Raw genomic sequence first — 13,364 nt, forward strand, 5'->3', positions numbered from 1 at the left:
CTCGTCCAGGCTGGGCGGGGTGGCGGGCAGCGCTGGCAAGGGGGCGAGCGCGCCCGCTTCATGGCCGGTCAGGCGGACATATTGGGCCTCTGCGGTCACGCGGCGGCCCTGCGCGGCAGCTAGGCCAGCTTCGCCCTCGGCCCGGCGGGCGGTGGCAGCGGCAAGATCCGAGGCGGGGATTTCGCCGGCTTGAAATCGCAAGCGGGCTTGCCGCTCGACTTCGGCCAGTTCGGTGGCCATTTGCTGAAAGCGTGTCTCGATCCGGCGCGCTGCCAATACCTCAGCATGCGCAGCCACCGCGCCCACGATCACCCGCGACCGTGCATCAGCCAACGCCAGCGTGGCGATCGCCTGCCCCCCACGCGCCTGGTCCATCGCCGCAGCCACCCGCCCGCCGGCATAGAGTGGCATTTCCGCGCCTGCTCGCAGCGCCAGCGGCGTGACATTGCTGGCGGTAAAGCCAAAGAAGCCACCATCGTCGATGCGCCCGGCGCCAATCTGTCCTTCGACGCTGAGCATCGGGTTGCCCTGTGCCTTGGCGCCGTCGAGCCTTGCTTGTGCCTGCGCTTCGCCCGCCTGGGCCTCGGCCAGGACAGGAGCGTGCGCCAAGGCATCAGCGATGGTGGCATTCAGATCCTGCCCTTCGGCAAAGGCGGGCGAGGCCACCAACAAGGGCAACAGCATGATCAGATGACGCATGGCATCAGCCCTTATTTGAACGCGCAGCCCGGCTTAACGCCCAGCGCGCGGAACAGGATGGCGGCGGGACAAAAGCCCGTCACACTGGCTTGGAGCATGTTGGCCCCGGCAAACATGGTGAGGTAAATCCATGCAGGGTTCACGAACTGGGCGGCCAAGGCGCTGCCCAAAACAACTGCCCCGGCAAAGCGCATCACAGCGGAATCAAGGCTCATCACACATCCTCCTTGGTGGTTTCTTTCAGCTTGTTGATACCCAGCATTTGCAGCGCGAGCTTTTCATAGAAGGGCTCGCTGACGCCCGAGCGGACCTTCTTGAGGAAGTATTTTTCAAAGCCGACCTTGGCGAGGTGAACCCATTTGCCATGAGACGACCAATTGACGTTACGCGGCGGGATCTGGGGCTGGGCCACAAAGGCAACGCCTCCGTCGCCGAAATCGGCAAGGCACACCGCGTTCCAGCTCGGCACTTCATTCGGCTCACGCCCATCAAGTTCGGCGGCGATATTGTGGGCCACGGCCGTCACCATGCTCTCGATCATGAAGCCGGTCTTGGGCACGCCCACAGGAACCGGCGTCGGTCCCAGCGGCGGGATCGCCACGCAAACGCCCAGCGAGTAGACGTTCTTGAAATTGGGGTTGCGCTGGTGCTTGTCGGCCAGGATGAACCCGCGCGGATTGGTCAGCCCTTCGATGCCATACACGGCCTTGATGCCGCGGAAGGCGGGCAGCAGCATCGAGAAGCCGAACGGTAGATCATGCGCCTTCTTGACCGCGCCATCCTCCCCCACTTCCTCGACATGGGCCATGCCGTCATCGATGCTGGTGACGCGGGCGTTGGTCACCCACTTGATGTGCCGCTCGCGCAACTGGCTTTCCAGCAGGCCCTTGGTGTCACCCACGCCGTCGAGGCCGAGGTGGCCGATATAGGGCTCGCTGGTGACGAAAGTCATCGGCACCTGGTCGCGGATTTTGCGGCGGCGTAGCTCGGTATCGAGGATGAGCGCGAATTCGTAGGCCGGACCGAAACATGAAGCGCCTTGCGCCGCGCCCACCACGATCGCCTTTGGGCTTTTGCAGAATTCGTCAAACACGTCGGCGGCATGTGCCGCATGGTCGGTCCGGCAGACCGAAACCGTGTGGCCATCGGGGCCAAATCCGGGAATCTCATCAAATGCCAGTTCAGGCCCCGTGGCGATCACCAGATAGTCATAAGACATGCTGGTGCCGTCGCGCAGTTCCACGCGGTTTTCGGCTGGATGGACGCGGGCGGCACCAACGCTGGTAAAAGTGATGCCCTTCTTGGCCATGACCGGCGGCAGCGACACGCGGATCGCGTCGATCTCGCGCCACCGCACTGCCACCCATGGGTTGCTCGGCACGAACCAGTAATCGTCACTGTCCGACACCACGGACACCTCTGCGCGGCCTTTGGTAGCATCTCGGATCTCGTAGGCGGCGATGGTACCGCCGAGACCAGCGCCCAGCACAAGGATGCGGGGCAATGCGTTTGCAGGCTTGGACATGGATTAGCTCTCCCAGAGACATGCGGCCCCTTGGCTTTCTGACCGATGGGGACTCGGCATCCGCTTCAATCGCACTTGACTAATATGACAATTAAGCAATATAAGCAAGTGGTGTTTTTCACGCGTCTTCATACGCTGCGGAATGGGAGAGCGAATCATGGTCTTTGGCTTTGGAAAGTCGGCAAAACACCGGGAGGTTGGGCCGCAGGAACTGGCGGGCATGGTTGCCGCGAATCAGGTTCTCGTCGTCGATGTGCGCGAGGTGGACGAGTTCGCGAGCGGGCACATTCCCGGCTCGATCAACATGCCGCTGTCCACTTTTCAGCCCAGCAAGCTGCCCGCGCCCGGCGCCAGGCAACTTGTCCTGACCTGCCTCGGTGGCAAGCGGTCGGGCATGGCGCTCGACAAATGCGCGGCTGCGCAAGCCAGTGTCGACACCCATCTGGCTGGCGGTTTTGGCGCCTGGGCCAAGGCTGGATTGCCGGTCGAGCGCTGAGTGCAGGCGCGCAGGATCGGGCGCATCGGGCGTGGGTACGGGAGATGACAATGGTTAGATGCCACTGGTGGGTGAAAGGCATGCAGGGCCGGGGTTTGACGGTCGGGGCCTTGGGTGTTGCGCTCATGGCGGCAACACTTCAGGGCTGTGGGCAGGACAAACCTGTGCCTGACGCGGGAGTGTCGGCGAACGGGCCACGCTTGACCGTAACTGCCAGCGATACGCCCGACTGGCAAAGCGTGTCTGCCGAGGTGACCAGCCAGGATCAGGCGCAAGTGCTGGCGCGCATTCCCGGCCTGCTGCCCAGCCTGTCTGTGCGCGCCGGCGATATGGTGCGGCAGGGCCAGGTCATCGGCCGGATTGCCGACAGTCAGCTCACCTATCAATCCGCCGCTTATGGCGCCCAAGCTGCCGCCGCACAGGCGCAGGCCGCACAGGCCAAGGCCGAGCTGGATCGCGTGAAGTTCCTGGCCGCCAATGGCGTCTATGCCAAGGCGCGTCTGGAGCAGGCCGAGGCAGGCGCCAGCGCCGCCGCGGCCCAGACACGGGCCGCCCATGCCCAGCAGGCCAGCATTCGCGCGATGGCGGGCAATGGTGCGGTGGTCGCGCCAGCCAACGGCCGCGTGTTGCGCGCGGATGTGCCGGCCGGATCGCCGGTGGTGCCAGGGATGGTGGTGGCGGTGGTCACCTCCGGCCCGGTGGTGCTGCGGCTCGATCTGCCAGAAGGCCTGGCGGCCAAGGTGAAACCGGGCGCGCGGGTGCGCGTCGATGGGATGAGCGGCGAGGGTAGCGTGACGCGCATCTATCCGGCGGTGACCGCTGGGCAGGTCAGTGCGGATGTCGCCATGGCCGGGCTGGATTCGAGCCTGATCGGGCGGCGCATGGCGGCGCAGTTGGCGGCTGGAATCCATCGCGGGATCATCGTGCCCCGCGCTTTCATCGTCACGCGCTACGGTCTCGACTATGTGCAGGTTGCGACAAAATCTGGCGGGGTAATGCAAGTGCCCGTGCAGACATCGCCCGCCGCAGATGCCAAGAGTGTCGAAATCCTCTCGGGCGTCAATGCCGGCGACGTGCTCGTGGGAGGCGCCTCATGAATCTAGGCATTTCCGGGCGCATCACGCGTGCCACCATTGCCTCGCCCCTGACGCCACTGTTCCTGCTGGCGGCGATCCTTGTCGGGCTGATCGCCACGATTACCATTCCGCGCGAGGAAGAGCCGCAGATCAAGGTGCCGATGGTCGACATTCGCGTTGCTGCGCCCGGCCTTTCGGCGGCGGACAGCGTAGAACTGGCAGGCAAGCCGCTCGAGCAGATCGTCAAGAGCATCGACGGCGTCGAGCATGCCTACACCCAGGCCCAAGACAATGGCGTGATGGTGACGGCCCGGTTCAATGTGGGCCAAGACCCTGAAGCGGCCGCCACCCGTGTGGACGAGAAGATCAAGGCGAACATCGACAAGATCCCTGCCGGCGTCCAGCCCCCGCAGATCACCGTGCGCGGCATCAGCGACGTGCCCATCGTGGTCTTGACGCTCACCCCCAAAGGACCGGGCTGGGACGAACGCAGCCTTTACACGCTGGCTAGCAAGCTGCGCACGGAAGTGGCCAAGGTGGACGATGTGGGCTTGACCTTCATCACCGGGGGACAGCGCGAGGCGATCCGCGTTGTCCCCGATCCGGCAAGGCTGGCGGCGGCGCGTGTGCCGCTCTCTAGCGTCATTGATGTCATCCGTCAGGGTGGCCGCAGCTTCCCCGCCGGCTCGGTCCGCGAGGGTGGGGCAGCGCTGGCCGTGAGCGCAGGCGCGCCTTTCGCCAGTGTGGATGAGGTGCGCCGGCTGACAGTGCGCTCTGCAAGCGGCGCGCCGGTGCTTCTGGGCGATGTTGCACAGGTTGAGCAAGGCGGCGCGCAGGATCAGGCGCGCAGCTGGCGCTGGAGCAAGGATGGCAGCGGATGGCGACAAGCGCCTGCTGTCTCCATCGCCATTGCCAAGCGCAACGGGGCCAATGCCGTCACTGTTTCTCAAGGTGTAGTGGCACGGGTCGAGGCGTTGAAGGGCGGGCTGATTCCGGCCAGCGTTTCGGTCAATGTCACGCGCGACTATGGCGAAACGGCCAATGACAAGGCCAATGAACTGATCTTCCATCTGGCTTTGGCGACAGTGTCCATCGTCATCCTGATCGGCTTCGCCATCGGTTGGCGCGAGGCGGGGGTGACGGCGATTGTCATTCCCACCACCATCATGCTCACCATGTTCGCCTCGCGGATCATGGGCTTCTCGATCAATCGCGTATCGCTGTTCGCGCTCATCTTTTCGATCGGCATTCTGGTCGATGACGCCATCGTGATGATCGAGAACATCGCCCGGCACTGGGGCATGAACGATGGTCGCAGTCGCCAGCAGGCCGCTATCGAGGCCGTAGCCGAGGTGGGCAATCCCACGATTATCGCGACCTTGACGGTGGTGGCCGCCTTGCTGCCGATGCTGTTCGTCTCGGGGTTGATGGGGCCTTACATGGCGCCGATCCCGATCAATGCCTCGGCGGCGATGGTGTTCAGCTTCTTTGTTGCGGTGGTGATCGCGCCCTGGCTGATGATCCGCTTTGCGCGGGGTGCGCTCGCCCAAGGCCATGCGGGCGAGGATGGCGGCAAGCTCGGCGCGCTCTATGCCCGCTATGCCAAGCGCGTGATCGCCACGCGGGCCAGCGCCAAGCGCTTTCTGATCGGCGTGGGCGTTGCCACTTTGGTGGCCTGCTCGATGTTCTATTTCAAGGCGGTGACGGTCAAGCTGCTGCCGTTTGACAACAAGAGTGAAGTGCAACTGGTGGCTGATATGCCCGAAGGCACTTCGCTGGAGGAAACCTCGCGCATTCTGGAGCAGGCCAGCGCCATTGCGCGCCAGATCCCCGAAGTGAGCGCGATGGAAGCCTATGCAGGTACGGCGGCGCCGTTCAACTTCAATGGCCTCGTGCGCCATTATTTCCTGCGCAGCCAGCCCAATCAGGGCGATGTCATGGTCAGCCTCGCCGCTAAAGGCGATCGCAGCCGGTCGAGCCATGCCATTGCCGTTGATCTACGTGAACGGTTGCGGGCGCTGGCACTGCCTGCCGGTGGCGTGATCAAGGTGGTGGAAACGCCGCCGGGGCCGCCGGTGCTGGCGACCTTGCTGGCAGAGGTCTACGGACCTGACGAGGCGACACGGCAGAAAACCGCGCTGGTGCTCGAACAGATTTTCAAGTCCGTGCCCTTCATCGTCGATACCGACAACTCGTTCGGCGTGGCCCGCCCAACGCTGCGACTGGTGCCTGATCGCGACAAGCTGGATCACTATGGCTTGGCAGAGAGCCAGGTGCTCGACAGCATCGGTGCGCTGATGGGGCGGCAAACCCTCGCGTATGTGCCGCGCGGCGCCGATCGTGAACCGCTGCCGGTGGAGATCGGCCTCGATCAATCGCAGCGGAGTTGGTCGGGCGCGCTGGCGGCGACGCCTGTGGCGGCCACGCCCGCGGGGCAGTTGCTCAGCCTTGGTGAACTGGTTGATGCCAAGGCCCAATCTGGCGGGCAGGCGATCTTCCGCCGCGACGGGCGGGGCGCCACCATGGTGATGGCCGACATGGCGGGCCGCTACGAGGCGCCGATCTATGGCCTGCTGGCGGTGGACAAGGCAGTGGAGGCCTATGACTGGGTGGGCCATGGGCTCACGAAACCGACTATCCTGATGCACGGCCAGCCCGACGACGAAAGCCACACATCGATCCTGTGGGATGGCGAATGGGAGATCACCTGGGTCACCTTCCGCGACATGGGCGGAGCCTTCATGGTGGCGCTGCTGGCGATCTATGTGCTGGTGGTGGGGCAGTTTGGCAGCTTCAAACTGCCGCTGGTGATTCTCACGCCCGTGCCGCTGACGCTGATCGGCATTGTCTTGGGCCATATGCTGTTTGGCGCGCCGTTTACCGCCACCAGCATGATTGGCTTCATCGCGCTGGCCGGGATCATCGTGCGCAACTCGATCCTGTTGGTCGATTTCATCCGCCATACTGCCACGCCCGGCAAATCGCTGCGCGATGTGTTGATCGAGGCCGGGCGTATTCGCGTCAAACCCATCGCGCTGACCGCCGCTGCCGCCATGATCGGCGCAAGTGTTATCCTCACCGATCCGATCTTTCAGGGGCTGGCCATTTCTCTGCTGTTCGGGCTGGCTTCCTCCACGTTGCTCACCCTTCTGGTCATTCCCGCCATCTACGTGGTCTTGCGGGATGACGGGATTGCCTTATCTGGAGAGGCACTATGAAGCTCACTGACCTTTCCGAATTGAAATCGAACGCTACGCATATGGCGGCGCGGCTCAAGCTCATGAGTCATCCCGAGCGCCTGTTGATGCTGTGCCGCATGGACGAAGGTGAGGTCAGCGTGAGCGAGCTGGTGGCGATGACGGGCCTTTCGCAGTCCGCCGTTTCGCAGCACCTGGCCATGTTGCGCGCCGAAGGTGCGGTGAATGTGCGCATCGACGCGCAGGTACGCTGGTACAGCCTGAGCGATCCCGTCGTTTCGGGTGTGATCCACGCCATGTGCGCGCTATGCGATGCGGGCACTGTTGGTATGCACGCCAAGGCCTGCTGAAGGTTTCGGTTAAAGACTGATCGTCTGATTGGCCAAGGCTAGGCGGTAGCTGATCAAGATTAGCCCCGTCCCTGTCTCATCCAGCTACGCGCCAAGCCTTTGCACAAGGCGGCTTTCGGTTGCGGCGTCCGTCCTTCGCTCGGTTGATGCAGCACCAGCCATGGGTGCCCGGCCAGCAAAGCCCGCGCAAAGGCTACGCGCCGTCTTTGCCCGCGAGACAGCTGCGCCCCATCGCCCAGCCATTGATCCAATCCATCGGGTACGCTTCCAGCAGATCGACATCGCGTCCCAAGCAGGCAGCCATCTCGCCGCGGCGCAAAGGCAGTGGCCCCGCCAGTGTCGGCTTGGCGATGTGGGCCAATAGCTCCATGCGCAGATCAGACCGCGCAAACGGCGCGGCGCGGTGGCCCCGCATCCGCTCGCCGTAGCGGGCGCCCTGGACGGAGCGAGCGAGGGAAAGGGACTTGACCATATTACAAATCAATAATATTAGAAATATCTGCAATTAGCAAGCGAGTCTACGCGTGTGTGTCGCCTGCCATTGCCGGTGTTGTGCGGAATGCGCAGCCTTACCAAGGGGGGCATGTCCGATGGATATGGCGGTTGTTGAGTTATCCCGGCTGCAGTTTGCACTGACAGCCATGTACCATTTTCTTTTCGTGCCTTTGACGCTCGGCCTCTCTTTCATGCTGGTCATCATGGAGAGCATCTATGTGATCACCAAGCGCCCAATCTGGCGGGTGATCACGCGGTTCTGGGGCAAGCTGTTTGGCATCAACTTCGTGTTGGGCGTGGCAACGGGCCTGACCATGGAGTTCGAGTTCGGCACCAACTGGGCCTATTACGCTCACTACGTTGGGGATATTTTCGGTGCCCCGCTGGCGATTGAAGGGCTGATGGCCTTCTTCCTCGAAGCGACCATGGTCGGCGTGATGTTCTTCGGCTGGGATCGCCTGGGCCGGGTACAGCACTTGATGGTCACCTTTCTGGTCGCGCTGGGCACCAACCTTTCGGCGCTGTGGATCCTGATTGCCAATGGCTGGATGCAGAACCCGGTCGGCGCCACGTTCAACCCCGAAACCATGCGGATGGAAGTGACCGATTTTTCGGCGGTGCTGTTCAATCCGGTGGCGCAGGCCAAATTCGTGCACACCGTCAGCGCGGGCTATGTCTGCGCGGCGACCTTCGTGATGGGTGTTTCGGCGCTTTATCTGCTGCGTGGCAAATACACCAATATTGCTCGCCGTTCGATGATGGTGGCCTCGGCCTTCGGGTTGGCCTCGGCGCTGTCGGTGGTCGTGCTGGGTGATGAAAGCGGTTATGCGCTGACCGACAACCAGAAGATGAAACTGGCCTCGATTGAAGCCATGTGGGAAACCGAAGCGGCCCCGGCCGCCATCACGCTGGTGGGCTTGCCCGATGTGGCGGCGCGCACCACGCATGGCGCGATCAAGTTGCCCTATGTCATGGGCATCATTGGCACGCGTAGCCTGACCGGCAAGATCGACGGGATCGAGGAACTGGTGCTGCGCGCAGACGAGCGCATCCACAGCGGCATCATCGCCTATGATGCGGTGGAAAAGCTGAAGGTTGACCGCGCCGATGGGCCTGCCCGCGCTGCCTTTGAGGCGCATAAGCGTGACATCGGTTACGCCATGCTGCTCAAACGCTATGTCGCCGATCCGCGCAAGGCGGATGACCAGCTGATCCTGAAAGCGGCGTGGGACACTGTGCCCAATGTGCCGGTGATGTTCTTCCTGTTCCGGGGGATGGCGGCATTGGGCTTTGGCTTTATCGCCTTCTTCGGCATGGCCTTCTATTGCGCCTCGGCCTGCCAGTTCTCAAAGCGCTGGTTCCTAAAACTGGCGGTGGTGATGCTCCCGCTGCCGTGGATCGCGATAGAATCGGGCTGGGTGCTGGCCGAAATCGGGCGTCAGCCCTGGGCGGTGGACGGCGTGCTGCCCACCTTCCTTGGTGCCTCCTCGCTGACCGTGCCGCAGGTGTGGGCGACGATTTTCGGCTTCACCGCGCTGTATGGCACGCTGGCCGTGATCGAGATCCGCCTGATGATCGCCGCGATCCGCAAGGGGCCGATCGAGCACCACGAGCTTACCGCGCAGGCGCAGGGCTTTGCCCCGCTACCCGCCGAATAAGGGGACAGGATATGCATATCCCTCTCGATTATGAAACGCTGCGGGTAATCTGGTGGGCGCTTTTGGGCGTGCTGCTGATCGGCTTTGCGCTGACCGATGGCTATGACCTTGGCGTTGGGGCTTTGCTGCCCTTCGTCGCGCGTACCGATCAAGAACGCCGGCTGGTCATCAACGCCATCGCCCCGCACTGGGAGGGCCATCAGGTGTGGTTCATCCTTGGTGGCGGCGCGATTTTTGCGGCATGGCCGTTCGTCTATGCGGTGAGCTTTTCCGGCTTCTACCTTGCGATGTTTCTCGTTCTGGCGGCGCTGATCCTGCGGCCGGTGGCGTTCAAGTATCGTTCGAAGCATGCCGATGCCGCATGGCGCAACCGCTGGGATTGGGCCCTGTTCGTGGGCGGTTTCGTGCCGGCGTTGGTATTCGGTGTGGCGGTGGGAAATGTGCTGGTTGGCGCGCCCTTCCGCTTCGATAGCGATCTGCGCATGACCTATGAGGGCACGCTGCTTGGTCTGTTCACGCCCTTTACGCTGCTCACCGGGCTGCTCTCGGTGGCGATGCTGGCGCTGCATGGTGCGGGCTGGCTGGCGGTGAAGATCGAGGAGGGGGTTGTGCTGACCCGCACCCGCGCCATCGCCCGTATCGCGGCGCTGGCCAGCATCGCACTGTTCCTGATCGGCGGGGTGATGGTGGCCAAAGGCGGCATGGGGCTGGCGCTGACGGGGGCTGTTAATACCCAAGGCCCGTCAAACCCGCTGATGTCGGCCAGCGTCGCTGCGCCCGGTGGATGGTTGGCCAATTACAGCGGGCATCCGTGGATGGTGCTGGCGCCGGTCTTGGGGCTGCTCGGGCCATTGGTTGCACTGGTGGGTATCGTCAAACGATCCGGTGCGCTGAACCTCATCGGCACCGCGCTGGCCACTACCGGCATCATCGCCACGGTGGGCCTGTCGATGTTTCCCTTCATCCTGCCGTCCTCGATTGACCCGCGCTCCAGCCTGACCGTTTGGAATGCCTCGTCCAGCCATATGACTTTGTTCATCATGCTGATTGTGACGGTGATCTTCCTGCCGATGGTGCTGGGCTATACGGCCTGGGTGATGAAGATGCTGGGCGGGCGGATCACTCTGCGTGATGTCCAGACCAACCCCGACTTTTACTGAAAGGAACTTCCATGTGGTATTTTACATGGGTGCTGGGTTTGGGCCTTGCGGTGGGCTTTGGCATCATCAACGGGCTGTGGCACGAATTCAATTCGCCGATAGACGAGGATCCTGCGGTCTGAACCTTCACGGTTAAGCAGGTCAGGACACAGCGGCGCCGACCCTTCCCGTCGGCGCCGCTTTGGTTTGGAATTGGAAGGAGGTGCGGGATGAGCGCAATTTCCAGGATCTGTTCCTTGGCCTTGGTCGCAGCAGGATTGGCCTTTCCAGCCCTCACTTTCGCCAAGGGGCGGCATGCTGTCGCGGAACAGCCCTATTATGTCTTTCAAAAGGTGGTCTACCAGAACGATGGTGGTTGGCCGGATGACAAAGCCTATTTCAACCGCCTGTTGCGCCATATCGGCGCGCATATTGCCGCCACGGACGGCAAAGTTGAAATCCGTGTTGTCAACTTTGCAGCCGGGGTAAAGCTTTTCGTGATGGCCAAGGAGGATGCCGAGCTTGCCAAAGCCGTCGATGAGCTGCGGGCCAAGGGCGTGCGCTTCCTGGTCTGCAACAATACGATGCAGGGGATGAAGCTGACCCCTGCGGACCTTTATGGTGTGAAGCCTGATGATGTCGTTCCCAGCGGGGTTGCTGAAATCGCGCGTTTGCAGGGCAAGGGCTATGTCTATCTCCATCCATGAGCGGTCATGAATCCTTGAGCTGTCATGACCCTTGCAGATCACATCCTGTATGCGGGTGCTTGGGCGGGTTTTGCCCTATGCCACAGCCTGACGGCGGGGGCTGGGCCTTCGCATGGTATGGGTCGTCTGTTCGGGCGGGGGCATAGACTTGCCTACAATGCGCTGGCTTTCGTGCAGATCGTGGTGGTCTTGGGGCTGGGCCGATGGTTGGCACAGGGCAATCAACCCTTTGCCCAGCCATTGTGGCTGACCAGTTTGCGCTGGGGAATGGTTGTCTGCGGGTTGGTGCTGGGTCTGTTTGCTTTGCGGGCCTATCGTCTGGGGCCATTTGTCGGTTGGGCACAACTGCGCGGCGAGGAGGATGCCGCGCAGGATCTGGCGGTCGCTGGCCTGCATCGCCATATGCGTCATCCGCTCTATACCGCCGCCTTGCTGCTGCTGTGGGGCAGAGTGGATCACGAACTTGCCTTGGCCACGGCGATTTGGGCCAGTCTATATCTGGCTGTGGGCAGCCATTTTGAAGAGCGCCGCCTGTTGGCGCGCTATGGCGAAGCTTACAGCCGCTACCGCGCGATCACGCCGCGCTTTTTCCCGAGCCTGTTTTAGGCCGGTTTACGCGCCACGAGATCGATGAGCGCCGACATGCCGCTGTGTCCCGGACCTTCCTCGATGACGCTGTCATGGACGGCCAGATGCTTGATGTCCCATCCGGCGAAGGCTTCGCGCAGCATGTCCTCGTTGTAGAGATTGTCAGGCAAGCTTGGTCCGCCCGTGTCATAGGCGATCTGTTCGGGCCGATAGCCTTGCAGCAGGATCAGGCCGCCGGGACGGGTTGCCCGCTGCATTCCGGCAAAGATCCGGGCGCGCAGGGCCGGGTCAGCGAACTGGATGAAGATCGCCACCACTGCGTCGAAGCCGTCTTCGGGCCAGTCCCATGCGGCAAGATCGGCCTGTTGCAGGCCGAGCGATACCCCTCGTTCCTGCGCCAGCTTGCGCGCTTTGGCGAGGCCCGCCTCGGCAATGTCGATGCTGGTGACGTGATGGCCTTGGGCTGCCAACCAGACGCCATTGCGCCCCTCTCCATCGGCCACGCACAGCACGTTGCCCATTGCAGGCAGGCGCGCGGCCTGCTGCGTCAGGAACACGTTGGGCTCTGTGCCGAACAAGTAATCTTTCCCGGCGAAGCGGCCGTTCCAGTGACTTGCGTGATCCATCATCCGCGAGCCCATTCCACGATGCGGCGCGCATCCATGGCGCCCGAAATCCGTTTCACCTCACGCCCGCCCGCCAGCAGCATCAGGGTGGGGATCGACTGGATGCGGTGCGCCGCGCCCAATGCTTGTTCGGCCTCGGTATCGACCTTCAGCAGGCGCATGGTGGGCTCCAGCATCCCGGCGGCCTGTTCAAACGCCGGGGCCATCGCGCGGCATGGGCCACACCATGGCGCCCAGAAATCGACCAACACGGGCAGCGTTCCCTTGCCCACATGCGCAGCAAAGCTGGCGGCGTTAACAGGCAGGGGGTAGCGGGTGAACAGAGCCATATGGCATTTGCCACAGTTGGGTCCATCGCTGAGCCTTTCGCGTGCCACGCGGTTGGCGCCGCCGCAATGCGGGCAAATCACGATCTCGCTCATGCCTGTCCTCCCGAAAGTGCGGTCTAGCTACGCTACAGCATGTAGAGCGCGACCACCACAATGCCAGAGGCGAAGATAGTGTTGAGCATGCCGTTGGCCCCCGACAGTCGGCGCGAGGCCCATATGCCCAGCACCGTACCGCCAATGTGCTGCGCTTCGCGGTGACCGTGCATTTCGGCGCAGGATGGCAAACCGGCCGATAAGGCCCGCAACGGCGCGGCCGATGCTGCGTCAAAGCGCCTTGCCGCATGCCGATTTCGGCAAGGCGAAGTCGGGATTGGCCAGAAACCGCTGATCGGTCAGCGATTGCAGAAAGGTCTCGATCGGGGCCACTTCCTGCGGCGGAATCGCAAGGCGGTGGCGGTTGACGTGCTCCCCTGAAATGT

16 protein-coding genes are annotated in these 13,364 nt (G+C 62.9%); 9 read left to right on the forward strand and 7 right to left on the reverse strand.

What is annotated here, in order from left to right:
- From H926_RS29140 to H926_RS0119765, 3 genes are all read right to left on the reverse strand, one after another.
- Positions 1 to 699 (reverse strand): TolC family protein (locus tag H926_RS29140; RefSeq protein ID WP_022677827.1); only part of this gene is annotated, 699 nt, incomplete at its 3' end.
- 11 nt (positions 700 to 710) lie between these two features.
- Positions 711 to 914, reverse strand: a complete 204-nt coding sequence (locus H926_RS0119760) for a DUF2892 domain-containing protein (protein ID WP_022677828.1) — start codon at positions 912 to 914, stop codon at positions 711 to 713.
- Positions 914 to 2,224 carry an NAD(P)/FAD-dependent oxidoreductase gene (locus tag H926_RS0119765; protein ID WP_022677829.1) on the reverse strand — a complete coding sequence of 437 codons (1,311 nt, stop codon included), beginning with the start codon at positions 2,222 to 2,224 and terminating at the stop codon, positions 914 to 916. The genes H926_RS0119760 and H926_RS0119765 overlap by 1 nt, the downstream gene beginning before the upstream one ends.
- Positions 2,225 to 2,381: 157 nt before the next feature.
- Between H926_RS0119765 and H926_RS0119770 the strand changes: the two genes are divergently transcribed.
- The 4 genes from H926_RS0119770 to H926_RS0119785 all read left to right on the forward strand — a co-directional run bounded on the left by H926_RS0119770 (position 2,382) and on the right by H926_RS0119785 (position 7,343).
- Entirely contained in the window at positions 2,382 to 2,720 is a 339-nt protein-coding gene (locus H926_RS0119770) for a rhodanese-like domain-containing protein (protein ID WP_022677830.1), read from the forward strand.
- Positions 2,721 to 2,920: 200 nt separating this feature from the next.
- Positions 2,921 to 3,817, forward strand: coding sequence for an efflux RND transporter periplasmic adaptor subunit (locus tag H926_RS0119775; RefSeq protein ID WP_022677831.1), 897 nt, complete (start codon positions 2,921 to 2,923; stop codon positions 3,815 to 3,817).
- Entirely contained in the window at positions 3,814 to 7,014 is a 3,201-nt protein-coding gene (locus H926_RS0119780) for an efflux RND transporter permease subunit (RefSeq protein WP_022677832.1), read from the forward strand. Before H926_RS0119775 ends, H926_RS0119780 begins: the two co-directional genes overlap by 4 nt.
- On the forward strand, positions 7,011 to 7,343 hold the full coding sequence (locus H926_RS0119785; RefSeq protein WP_022677833.1) for a helix-turn-helix transcriptional regulator: 333 nt from the start codon (positions 7,011 to 7,013) through the stop codon (positions 7,341 to 7,343). Before H926_RS0119780 ends, H926_RS0119785 begins: the two co-directional genes overlap by 4 nt.
- A 193-nt stretch (positions 7,344 to 7,536) precedes the next feature.
- On the opposite strand, the gene H926_RS0119790 is transcribed toward H926_RS0119785, so the two are convergent.
- Positions 7,537 to 7,815, reverse strand: coding sequence for a hypothetical protein (locus H926_RS0119790; protein ID WP_022677834.1), 279 nt, complete (start codon positions 7,813 to 7,815; stop codon positions 7,537 to 7,539).
- Between the two features lie 118 nt (positions 7,816 to 7,933).
- On the opposite strand from H926_RS0119790, the gene H926_RS0119795 reads away from it, so the two are divergent.
- The 5 genes from H926_RS0119795 to H926_RS0119815 all read left to right on the forward strand — a co-directional run bounded on the left by H926_RS0119795 (position 7,934) and on the right by H926_RS0119815 (position 11,948).
- Complete coding sequence (locus H926_RS0119795) at positions 7,934 to 9,496, forward strand: cytochrome ubiquinol oxidase subunit I (RefSeq protein ID WP_022677835.1); 1,563 nt, start codon at positions 7,934 to 7,936, stop codon at positions 9,494 to 9,496.
- Positions 9,497 to 9,507: 11 nt separating this feature from the next.
- Positions 9,508 to 10,656, forward strand: a complete 1,149-nt coding sequence (gene cydB / locus H926_RS0119800) for a cytochrome d ubiquinol oxidase subunit II (RefSeq protein ID WP_022677836.1) — start codon at positions 9,508 to 9,510, stop codon at positions 10,654 to 10,656.
- An 11-nt stretch (positions 10,657 to 10,667) separates the two neighbouring features.
- Positions 10,668 to 10,778, forward strand: coding sequence for a cytochrome bd-I oxidase subunit CydX (gene cydX / locus H926_RS31945; RefSeq protein ID WP_022677837.1), 111 nt, complete (start codon positions 10,668 to 10,670; stop codon positions 10,776 to 10,778).
- A gap of 87 nt (positions 10,779 to 10,865) precedes the next feature.
- Entirely contained in the window at positions 10,866 to 11,342 is a 477-nt protein-coding gene (locus H926_RS0119810; RefSeq protein WP_028658266.1) for a DsrE family protein, read from the forward strand.
- Between the two features lie 171 nt (positions 11,343 to 11,513).
- Positions 11,514 to 11,948 carry an isoprenylcysteine carboxylmethyltransferase family protein gene (locus tag H926_RS0119815; RefSeq protein ID WP_237741116.1) on the forward strand — a complete coding sequence of 145 codons (435 nt, stop codon included), beginning with the start codon at positions 11,514 to 11,516 and terminating at the stop codon, positions 11,946 to 11,948.
- On the opposite strand, the gene H926_RS0119820 is transcribed toward H926_RS0119815, so the two are convergent.
- Genes H926_RS0119820 through H926_RS33660 form a run of 3 tightly spaced genes read right to left on the reverse strand, consistent with a single transcriptional unit; the run spans position 11,945 to position 13,151 of the window.
- A complete protein-coding gene (locus H926_RS0119820) occupies positions 11,945 to 12,559 on the reverse strand; it encodes a class I SAM-dependent methyltransferase (protein WP_231627720.1) in 615 nt (204 codons plus the stop codon). The genes H926_RS0119815 and H926_RS0119820 overlap by 4 nt on opposite strands.
- Positions 12,556 to 12,978, reverse strand: a complete 423-nt coding sequence (trxC, locus tag H926_RS0119825) for a thioredoxin TrxC (protein WP_022677841.1) — start codon at positions 12,976 to 12,978, stop codon at positions 12,556 to 12,558. Before trxC ends, H926_RS0119820 begins: the two co-directional genes overlap by 4 nt.
- Before the next feature lie 32 nt (positions 12,979 to 13,010).
- Positions 13,011 to 13,151, reverse strand: a complete 141-nt coding sequence (locus H926_RS33660; protein ID WP_022677842.1) for a hypothetical protein — start codon at positions 13,149 to 13,151, stop codon at positions 13,011 to 13,013.
- Positions 13,152 to 13,364 lie beyond the last annotated feature (213 nt).

The sequence above is a fragment of the Novosphingobium sp. B-7 genome (assembly GCF_000410615.1).
Taxonomy (GTDB): Bacteria; Pseudomonadota; Alphaproteobacteria; order Sphingomonadales; family Sphingomonadaceae; genus Novosphingobium; species Novosphingobium capsulatum.